The 9,737-nt window shown below is 66.8% G+C and carries 10 protein-coding genes; 3 read left to right on the top strand and 7 right to left on the bottom strand.

Translation table 11 applies throughout. The features are described from left to right. Positions 1-81: 81 nt before the first annotated feature. From NSE01_RS07335 to NSE01_RS07325, 3 genes are read right to left on the bottom strand one after another with little or no spacing between them, the layout of a single operon-like run. Complete coding sequence (locus tag NSE01_RS07335; RefSeq protein ID WP_147158928.1) at positions 82-1,155, bottom strand: homocysteine S-methyltransferase family protein; 1,074 nt, start codon at positions 1,153-1,155, stop codon at positions 82-84. After that, a complete protein-coding gene (gene metF / locus NSE01_RS07330) occupies positions 1,152-2,093 on the bottom strand; it encodes a methylenetetrahydrofolate reductase [NAD(P)H] (protein WP_147158927.1) in 942 nt (313 codons plus the stop codon). The genes NSE01_RS07335 and metF overlap by 4 nt, the downstream gene beginning before the upstream one ends. After that, positions 2,090-3,094, bottom strand: coding sequence for an ArsR/SmtB family transcription factor (locus NSE01_RS07325; protein ID WP_371863205.1), 1,005 nt, complete (start codon positions 3,092-3,094; stop codon positions 2,090-2,092). Before NSE01_RS07325 ends, metF begins: the two co-directional genes overlap by 4 nt. Before the next feature lie 192 nt (positions 3,095-3,286). Between NSE01_RS07325 and NSE01_RS07320 the strand changes: the two genes are divergently transcribed. Continuing rightward, complete coding sequence (locus NSE01_RS07320) at positions 3,287-3,601, top strand: hypothetical protein (RefSeq protein ID WP_147158925.1); 315 nt, start codon at positions 3,287-3,289, stop codon at positions 3,599-3,601. A gap of 107 nt (positions 3,602-3,708) precedes the next feature. Continuing rightward, on the top strand, positions 3,709-3,858 hold the full coding sequence (locus tag NSE01_RS21695; RefSeq protein ID WP_246135077.1) for a hypothetical protein: 150 nt from the start codon (positions 3,709-3,711) through the stop codon (positions 3,856-3,858). Here NSE01_RS21695 and arfB read toward each other — a convergent pair. Genes arfB through pabB form a run of 4 tightly spaced genes read right to left on the bottom strand, consistent with a single transcriptional unit; the run spans position 3,855 to position 7,943 of the window. Continuing rightward, positions 3,855-4,283, bottom strand: coding sequence for an alternative ribosome rescue aminoacyl-tRNA hydrolase ArfB (gene arfB / locus NSE01_RS07310; protein WP_147158924.1), 429 nt, complete (start codon positions 4,281-4,283; stop codon positions 3,855-3,857). The genes NSE01_RS21695 and arfB overlap by 4 nt on opposite strands. After that, positions 4,262-4,942, bottom strand: a complete 681-nt coding sequence (locus NSE01_RS07305) for an RluA family pseudouridine synthase (RefSeq protein ID WP_147158923.1) — start codon at positions 4,940-4,942, stop codon at positions 4,262-4,264. Before NSE01_RS07305 ends, arfB begins: the two co-directional genes overlap by 22 nt. After that, positions 4,939-6,129 carry a pyridoxal phosphate-dependent aminotransferase gene (locus NSE01_RS07300; protein WP_246135076.1) on the bottom strand — a complete coding sequence of 397 codons (1,191 nt, stop codon included), beginning with the start codon at positions 6,127-6,129 and terminating at the stop codon, positions 4,939-4,941. The genes NSE01_RS07305 and NSE01_RS07300 overlap by 4 nt, the downstream gene beginning before the upstream one ends. Then, positions 6,126-7,943 carry an aminodeoxychorismate synthase component I gene (gene pabB, locus NSE01_RS07295; protein WP_147158922.1) on the bottom strand — a complete coding sequence of 606 codons (1,818 nt, stop codon included), beginning with the start codon at positions 7,941-7,943 and terminating at the stop codon, positions 6,126-6,128. Before pabB ends, NSE01_RS07300 begins: the two co-directional genes overlap by 4 nt. Before the next feature lie 123 nt (positions 7,944-8,066). On the opposite strand from pabB, the gene NSE01_RS07290 reads away from it, so the two are divergent. Beyond that, positions 8,067-9,641 (top strand): helicase HerA-like domain-containing protein, encoded by a 1,575-nt coding sequence (locus NSE01_RS07290; RefSeq protein WP_147158921.1) that lies wholly within the window; start codon positions 8,067-8,069, stop codon positions 9,639-9,641. Positions 9,642-9,737 lie beyond the last annotated feature (96 nt).

Raw genomic sequence — 9,737 nt, 5'->3', positions numbered from 1 at the left:
CGGGGGTGGGTTTGATTCAAAAGGTGCGGTGGCCCGGGTCGGCCCACCCCTAACCCCTCCCGCAAGCGGGAGGGGGACTGGTTACGCCATCACGAAGGGTTCGAGGCCCGCCAGTGCCGTCGCGGTCTCGTGCTGCGGCAGCGTGCGCGGGGCCAGGCCCTGCACCGAGCGGGCGATGGCGGCGATATGCTCCGGCGTGGAGCCGCAGCAGCCGCCAAGCACGTTGACCTGCCCGTGTTCGGCCCATTCGTGAACGAGGCCGGCAGTGGTCTGGGGCAGCTCGTCGTAGGCGCCGAGTTCGTTGGGCAGGCCTGCATTAGGGTAGACCATGATCAGCGTATCGGCGATCTGCGACAGCGCGCGGACATGGGGCCGGAGTTGGGCAGCGCCGAACGAGCAGTTGAGGCCGACGGTGACAGGGCGCGCGTGGCGGACGGCGTACCAGAACGCCTCGACCGTGTGGCCGGAGAGGTTGCGGCCCGAAAGGTCCGTCAGCGTCATCGAGAGCATGATCGGCACTTCGCGGCCAAGCTGCTGTTCCAGCTTGCGCACAGCCATGATCGCGGCCTTGGCGTTCAAGGTGTCGAACACCGTCTCGACGAGGATGAAGTCCGCACCGCCTTCGACAAGGGCTTCGGCCTGTTCGCGGTAGACCTCGACGAGGAAGTCCCAGTCGATCTCGCGGAAGCCCGGATCGTTGACATCGGGCGAGAGCGAGAGGGTCTTGTTGGTCGGGCCGATGGCGCCTGCCACAAAGCGGGGACGGCCGTCGTCCTCGGTAAATTCATCTGCGACGCGGCGAGCCAGCTTTGCGCTTTCGAGGTTTATCTCGCGCACCAGATGCTCGGCGCCGTAGTCTGCCTGGCTGATGCGGTTGGCGGAGAAGGTGTTGGTTTCGGCAATGTCCGCGCCCGCCGCGAAATAGGCGCGGTGGATCGATTCGGGCACATGGGGTGCTGTCAGCGCGAGGATGTCGTTGTTGCCCTTCTGATCGCGCGAAAGGCCGAGACTTCCGGCATAATCGGCTTCGGTCAGCTTCCAGTTCTGGATCTCGGTGCCGAAAGCGCCATCGGTGATGAGGATGCGTTCCTTGGCCTGTGCGAGGAGCGCGGCGCGGGCGGCAGAAGGAGCAAGTGGGGGGGGGGTAATCGTCATGCGGCTTGCTCCAGCGGGGCGCGTTCGGGGCGCAGGCCGAGCAAGTGGCAGATCGCGTAGGACAGCTCGGCCCGGTTGAGGGTGTAGAAGTGGAAATCGCGCACGCCGCCCGCATAGAGGCGGCGGCAGAATTCGGCGCAGACCGTGGCGGCGACGAGCTGACGCGAGGCGGGATGGTGATCGAGCCCTTCGAACAGGCCGTCCATCCATGCCGGGATATGGGCACCGCAGGCGGCGGCGAACTTGCGCGTCTGCGCGACGTTGGAAACGGGGAGGATGCCGGGGAGCACCGGCGCGGTGATCCCGGCCGCGGCGAGCCGATCTCGGAAGCGGAAGAAGGTTTCAGGTTCGAAGAAGAACTGGCTGATCGCGCGAGTTGCCCCGGCATCGAGCTTGCGCTTGAGGTTGTCGATATCGGCCTCGACGCTCGGCGAATCCGGGTGGCTCTCGGGATAGGCGGCAACCGAGATTTCGAACGGGGCGATCTGCTTGAGGCCCGCGACCAGTTCGGCGGCGTTGGCATAGCCTTCGGGATGCGGGCTGAACGGCACGCCCGGTGCGCCCATATCGCCGCGCAGCGCGACGATGTGGCGCACACCTGCTTCCCAGTAGCTTTCCGCCACTTCGCGGATTTCGGCCTTGCTCGCCTCAACGCAGGTAAGGTGCGCGGCGGCGGGGAGGCGCGCTTCCTTGATGATCCGGGCGACGGTGCCGTGGGTGCGGTCCCGCGTCGAGCCGCCCGCGCCGTATGTCACCGAGACGAAGTTTGGCCGCAGCGGGGCGAGCGTGGTGACGACGTCCCACAGCTGCTCCATCAGCGGATCGGTACGCGGCGGGAAGAACTCGAAACTGACGCGGATATCGCCCGGAAGGCCTGCGAAAAGCGGGGTATCCAGCGCAGTGCGGGCTTCGCGGAGTTGATCGAAGGTGGTGGTCATGGATTTGCCAATCTCGGAAATTCAGTGACGGTCGCGCGTTCGTTGCGGCGCACGCCGGTCCAGATCTTGACGATGAGTTCGTGCCCGGGGAGCGCGCGATCACCAGCGGGATCAAAGCCCGCAGAAGTCAGCAGGCCAGCGATTTGGGCATCTGAGAAGCCAAGCCGGGCGTGGGCATGCGCGGTGCGCAGTTCCTCGCGTTCGTGCGGGGCGAAATCGACGATGACGATCCGCCCGCCCGGCGCGGTGACACGCGCGGCTTCGGCGAGTACCGCTTGCGGCGCGAACGCGTAGTGCAGGACCTGATGGAACAGCACGGTATCGAAGCCATCATCGAGCCCGGCATCGGGAAATGGCAGCTGCGCGAAATCGCCCTGCACCAGCGTGACGCGCCCGGCAGGCAGATGTTGCAGCCGGGTGCGGGCAAGGCGCAGCATTTCAGGGCTCTTGTCGAGCCCGGTGAGGTGGACCGCGCGATCGGCGAAAAGTTCGGCGATGCGGCCGGTGCCGGTGCCGACATCGAGCAGGCGGCCGATCTGGCCCGAGAGCATTTCGCCCAGCGCCGCTTCGACCGGGCCATCGGCAATGTGAAGGCTGCGCAGTTCGTCCCATTCGGCCGCGTGGCGCGCGAAGTAATCCGCCGCCGTGGCCTCTCGCGCAGAGCGGATCACACCGAGGTGCTGGCGATCTTCGGCGCATTGCGCGCCGAATGCGGGATCATCGGCTTCGGCATTGACGAGCACGCGGGCGAGCGCCGTGCCGAGTGCATCGGGCGAACCGATTTCACTGACCGCAGTGCGCAGGAACACCCAGCCGCCTTCGCGGCGCCGCTCCGCCAGACCGGCATCGCAGAGGATCTTGATGTGGCGGGAAACGCGCGGCTGGCTCTGCCCGAGGACTTGCGCGAGTTCGCCAACGGCAAGCTCCATGCTGGCAAGGAGCCGCATGATGCGCAGCCGGGTCGGATCGGCAAGGGCACGGAGGGTTTCGAGCACGGACATTGCCATAGCCATATAAAGCCTTCTTTATATCATGCAAGCCATATAAGGATTTCCTTATATGGTATAACAGTCAGATAACCCTTAACGTCGGCGGTTTGAGGTTTGCCTTGTTTGGGACGCCGCACTAGAACGCCGGGACTTGGCGGCCACAGGCCGCCGAAACGGACATACCGACCAGCCTGAGGGACTATCATGACCAAGACCACCCAGATCAAGCGCCTCGCCACCGTGCTGGCCTGTGCGGCTGCCTTCGCGCTGAGCGCTTGCGGCAAGACCGACGACGCTTCATCGGGCGCGACGGCCGACAACGTCGAGATGCCGGCGGACGAACTGCCTTCGGCAGAGCCTTCGGCGGCTGCGCCGGCCCCTGCCGCCGATGCCTCGCAGGCGGCACTGAGCGCTGAGGACGCAGCCAAGAGCGCGGCTGACAGCGCGGTTTCGGCTGCGGAAGATGCCAAGGCCGCGGCTGCCGCCGCTGCCGCAGAACAGCAGCCGAAGTCTCAGTAATGACCAGCGCGGGGAGCATGCGCGCGGCACTGGCCGTGAGTGTATTGCTCCCCGCAGCGTTGTGCCTTGGCGGCTGTCAGCAAGACACTGACCCGGGGCCCGGCGGCGTGACCGTTGGCGAAGCCCGCGCGCTCGATGAAGCGGCGGAGATGCTCCAGAAACGTCCTGCCCCGCCGCTGGTTGACGCGACCGTACCGGCGGATCTGGCAACCATTCCAGCTTCGGGGGCGGCGGATACCGTCGCCAGCAAACCTTAGTCCAGCCGCACCTTGCCGCGCCCGGCCTTGATCGCGCTGCGGTTCTTCTTGCCTGCGAGCCGTTCGGTCTTGCCGACGCGGTTCAGGCGAGATTTGGCGCGGCGGGCGGGAAGCGTCGCCGCCTCGCGCAGCAGATCGGCAAGGCGGCTGCGGCCATCCTCGCGGTTCTGTTCCTGCGTGCGATAAGTGCGCGCGGTGAGGACAATCTCACCCTTTGCGGTCATCTTGCTGCCCGCCAGTTCCTTGAGGCGGTGAAACACTTGCGGCTCGAGCCGTAGCGCAAAGACATCGAGGCGAAGCTGGACCGCCGTCGCCACCTTGTTGACGTTCTGCCCGCCGGGACCGGCCGAGGCGATGAAACTTTCCTCGATCAGCCCCATCGCGCGGGCGATCAGATCGCCTGTCAGTTCTCGGGGGGCGGACATGGCACGTCGATAGCAAAGCCCAGCGCGGCGAAATCGGCGGGGAGCGGCGCGGTGGCGGCAATCGGCGGCTTGCCTTCGCGCGGGACGGTGAGCGCGGCAGCATGGAGCATGGTGCGGCGTGCGCCTTCACCGCTGCCGTAAACGGGATCGCCGAGCAGCGCAGCGCCGAGGCCCGCGAGCGCGTGGACGCGGATCTGATGGGTGCGGCCGGTTTCGGGGCGGAACTCGACCAGAGTGAGGTCGTCCTTGCGTTCGACCACGCGCCAATGGGTGACGGCGGGCTTGCCGGCGCGGGCGGGGATCATCCGCCAGCCCTTTTCGGCGCTGCTGATCTTCGAGAGATTGAGCGCGATCGTGCCGCTGTCTTCCGCAACCGGTCCGGCGACGATCCCGAGGTAGACCTTCTCGACCTGCCGCGCTTCGAACGCGGCGGCGAAGCGCTTGTGGGCCTTGGCATGGCGGGCAAGGAGCAGGCAACCCGACGTATCCTGATCGAGCCGGTGCACCGCCAGCGGCAGGCGCTGGAAGCCCAAGCGCAGCCCATCGAGATAGTTCTCTAGGCTTGTGCCCCCGGCGCGCGGGCGATCGATGGGGAGGCCGGCGGGCTTGTTGATGACGAGCGCCTCGCCGTCTTCGAACAGGATGGGGAGAACGCTCATATAAGGGCCTTTGCGATGCGGGAGAGCGCTTCTGCGAGGCGCGCATCATCCGCCGCAAAACTGATCCGGAATCCATGCTGCCCGCCGAACGCGGAAGCAGCGACGACCGCGACGCCGTGATCGAGGAGGTGAAGCGCGAGGGCTTCATCATCGCCGAAGCGGCCCATCAGCGGGGCGGCATCGATGAGGCAGTAGAAGGCACCATCGGGCACCGGGGTGGACAGGCCCGGTATGGCATTGAGCGCGGCGACGGCAGCATCGCGGCGCACGCGGAAGCGCTCGCGCCAATCAAGAAGGAAGTCCTGCGGGCCGGTGAAGGCGGCGACGGCAGCAGCCTGGCTGATCGAGCAGGGATTGCCCGAGGCGTGCGACTGGAGTTTGGCCATCGCACCGATCAGCCATTGCGGCCCGGCGGAGACGCCGATGCGGAAGCCGGTCATCGCGTGGCTTTTGGAAACGCCGGAGACGGTCAGCACGCGGTCTGCGAGGTCAGGGCAGACGACCGCGAGCGTGGCGTGCGCGCCGGGGGTGTAGCGCAGCGGGGCGTAGATATCGTCGCTGAGGACGAGGACTTGCGGGTGGCGGCGCAGGAATTCGCCGAGCGCGGCAAGATCAGCGGCGGAATAGACCGCGCCGGTGGGATTGCCGGGGCTGTTGAGCAGGAGCCAGCGCGTGCGCGGCGTGATCGCGGCGGCGAGCTGGTCGGCGTTGATGCGGTAGCCGTCCTGCGGCGTGGTGAGCAGCGCGACAGGCTCGGCACCGGCGAAGCGGACGATTTCGGGGTAGCTGACCCACCATGGCGCGGGGATCAGGACTTCATCACCCGGACCGGCGGTGGCCGTGATCGCGAGGAAGATCGCCTGCTTGCCGCCCGCGCTGACGATGACTTGCGAGGGCGGCACTTCGATGCCCAGATCGCGGGCGAAATGAAGCGCGGCGGCTTCGCGCAGCGCAGCGGTGCCGGGGACGGCGGTGTAGCGCGTGTCGCCCGCATCGAGCGCGGCCTTGGCTGCTTCGATCACATGCGGCGGTGTCGGGAAATCAGGCTCGCCGACCGAAAGCGAGATGATGTCACGCCCTTCGGCGCGCAGCGCGATGGCGCGGTCGGTCATCACCGTGGTGCGCGAGGCGGAAATGCGCCCGAGTGCTTCGCTGAAGTGCGCTTCGCTGTAGTGCGGCTCGCTCATGCGCCGAGCAGCCTTGCCGGGATCAGGCCGCGCAGGGCGTTGCCGATGAAGAAGCCGGGTTCGAGATCGTCCATTGTCACATCGCCTTCGACCGCACGGCCGCTGTCGAGCAGGCTGCGGCGCAGCACGCCGGGGAGCAGGCCGAGCGCGGCGGGGGGCGTTATCAGTACATCACCGCGGGGGACGAAGATGTTGGTGAAGCTGCCTTCGGTGAGGCGGCCATCATCGCGCAGGAGCAGCGCTTCGTGCGCACCGGCGGCCTTGGCGGCGCGCAGGGCGTCTTCGTAGAAGTGCCGGTCGGTGGTCTTGTGGCGCAGGCGCCAATCGCCCTCTGCGACGGGGAGCGGGAGGACAGCGCAAATCGCCGGATCGGGCAGGGCTGGCGGCATCGGCGAGGCATCGAGCGCATGGGCGCCGCCCTTCGAGACAAGCAGCCGCACTTTGGAAGGCTCATCGAGGTCGAAGCACAGCACATGGATCGCGTTGCGCAAGGCATGGCGATCGAATTCGAAGCCGAGTTCGGTAGCGCTGGCCTTCATGCGTTCGAGGTGCAGTTCGAGCAGCGCGATGCCATCCGCCGGGTCGAACGCCATCGTCTCGATCAGATCGGCGCTGCTGGCCTCCAGACGCAAGACATCCCCCTTCACCAGGCATTCGCGCCATTCGGCAAGGGCTGTCGAATCCGCAACGACTGCGGAGCCGACTCCCATGGTTGCGCGCCCCCGGCCTGCCCCCGGATAGTCCGGAAGCAGCCGCACGGTGCGGATTGCCACATTGAAGGCAGCGTCGCCAGTGCCTTGCGTCCCACCACCGACATCGGAAACGTCGATCCGCCCGATCGCACCGCAATAGAGCCCGCGAGCATCGCGTTCGATCTCGTCGATCAGTTCCATCGCGCGGATCTTGGGCGCGCCGGTGATCGAGCCGCAGGGGAAGATCGCGCGGACGAGATCCCGGGCATCGGCACCGGGTTGGAGGCGTGCGTGGACCGTCGTCACCATCTGGTGGACGGTGGGATAAGTCTCGACCGCGAAGGGCGCTTCGACGCGGACGCTGCCCGGTTCCGCAACGCGGGAGAGATCGTTGCGCATCAGATCGACGATCATCAGGTTCTCGGCGAGATCCTTGACGCTGGCGGAAAGCTCAGCCTTGAACCGCGCGTCCTCTTCGGGCGTGCGGCCACGCGGGGCTGTGCCTTTCATCGGGCGGACCTGCGCGCGGCCCTCTTCCAGCGTGAAGAACAGTTCCGGCGAAACTGAGAGGTGCCAATGCGCGCCGTCCCAGATCACCGCGCCATAGCCGGAGCGGGCATCGGCCCGCAGCGCGCGGTAGATCGCGAGCGGATCGCCGGCCCACGAGCCGCCGAGTTCGAAGGTGTAGTTGGCCTGATAGATGTCACCGGCGGAAATCGCGGCCTTGAGCTGGTCAAAGCCAGCCGCGTAGCCGCCCGGCGCAACTTGGGGATCGAGCGGACCGAGACGGCCCCTGCCCGCGATCACTTCATCCAGCCACGCTTCGGCTTCAGCCTCGGTCAGTTCGCGCATTTCGGCAAAGCGGGCGAACCACACGAGTAGTCCGGCCGCGCCGGTGCGCGCGGGGAGGCGGGCTGCAAGGCGAGGTTCAAGCGCGAGGCCCGCTTCGTAGGCGATCATGCCCGCCCAGTGGCCCGGTGCACTGCCGATGCGGGCGAGTGCGGCTTCCACTTCTTCCGGCCTGCGCGCGACGACGATCTCCGCCGCGGCCGTGTAGAGCCGCGCGGGGCCGGCGCCTTCTTCGCGGGCGTCGTCGAGCAGGATGAAGGGATCGGCGGTCATGTCGGGACCCGGGCTTTAGCGGCGGTCTGCCCCGGATGCAAAAAGCGCTTTCCTACTGTTTCATTCCGGGGGACAAGATTGGCGGGACGAGGCTGCCAGCAGAGCATGGGTGGAATACTGAACATGGACGACATTTACATCGGCCTGGGAGCAACTGGCGAACGCCAGGTGCTGCGACTGGACCGCGCCAACCGGCACGGACTTGTGGCCGGGGCCACCGGAACCGGCAAGACAGTGACCCTGCAAGGCATGGCAGAGCAATTTTCCGCGCGCGGCGTGCCGGTGTTCCTCGCCGACGTGAAGGGCGACCTTTCCGGCATCGGCATGCCCGGCAGCCCCACCTTCAAGCACGCCGACGCAATCGAGGCGCGTGCCAAGCAACTGGGCATCGATCCGTTCACCTATGCCGATAATCCGGTGGTGTTCTGGGACCTCTACGGCGAGGCCGGGCACCCGATCCGCACGACGATTTCCGAAATGGGCCCGCTGCTGTTGGCGCGGCTGATGGGGCTCAACGAGACGCAGGAAGGCGTGCTCAACATCGCGTTCCGCTATGCCGACGACAACGGGTTGCTGCTGCTCGATCTGGCTGACTTGCAGGCGACGCTGATGGCCTGCGCGCAGAATGCGGGCGAGCTTGCGGCCAAGTACGGCAACGTCTCCAAGGCCAGCGTTGGCACGATCCAGCGCCAGTTGCTGGCCTTTGAAAGCCAGGGCGCAGACCGGTTTTTCGGCGAGCCCGCGTTCGAGATCAACGACTTCATCAAGATAGACGATCAGGGCCGCGGCTTCGTCAACGTGCTCAGCGCCGAGAAGCTGATGCAGAGCCCCAAGCTCTATGCGACGTTCCTGCTTTGGCTGCTGAGCGAACTGTTCGAGGCGCTGCCCGAAGTGGGCGATCCCGAAAAGCCGAAGCTGGTGTTCTTCTTCGACGAGGCACACCTCCTGTTCGACGACGCGCCCGAGGCGCTGTTCGACAAGGTGGAGCAGGTGGTGCGGCTGATCCGCTCGAAGGGCGTGGGGGTCTACTTCGTCTCGCAGAACCCGATCGACATTCCGGAGAAGATTGCGGGGCAGCTCGGCAACCGCGTGCAGCACGCGCTGCGCGCCTTCACCCCGCGCGACCAGAAGGCGATCAAGGCGGCGGCAGAGACTTTCCGCATCAACCCCGACCTCGATGTCGGGAAGGTCATCACCGAGCTGAAGGTGGGCGAGGCGCTTGTTTCCACGCTTGATGCCGATGGTGCGCCGGGGATCGTGCAGCGCACGCTGGTGGCGCCGCCGCGTTCGCGGCTGGGGCCGCTCGACGCGAAGGAACGCGCGGTGATCCAATCGATCAGCCCGTTCGACGGCAAGTACGACGCGGCGGTAAACCGCGAATCTGCCGCCGAAGTGCTGGCGCAAAAAGCGGCCGATGCTGCCGCTGCCGCGCAGCAGGTGGAAGCCGAGGGCGCGGCGGCGCAGCAGGCATCTGCACGGCAGACACCTTCGATGTGGGGCAAGGCGGGCAAGGCTGCGGTGGGCGCAATCGCGGCTTCGGCCGGATCGGTGATCGCGGCGGAGATCATGGGCAAGAAATCGCGCGCATCGCCCATCGAATCCGGCGCGAGCGCGATTGTCGGCACGATCGCCACGCAGATCGGCGGCGCGGCGTTCGGACGATTTGCGCGCGGATTGCTAGGCGGGCTTTTGCGCTAACTTGTCGTTCGACGACGGCGGCAGGCGGTTCGTCGAATCCGGTTGCGGATGCAACAGGATCGGGGCAGGCAAGCGGCATCGAAGACCGGGCCTGAC

Source organism: Novosphingobium sediminis (assembly GCF_007991615.1).
In the GTDB taxonomy this organism is placed as follows: Bacteria; Pseudomonadota; Alphaproteobacteria; order Sphingomonadales; family Sphingomonadaceae; genus Novosphingobium; species Novosphingobium sediminis.
Note: the sequence above shows the minus strand (reverse complement) of the source record. Positions and strands in the feature narration are given on the sequence as shown.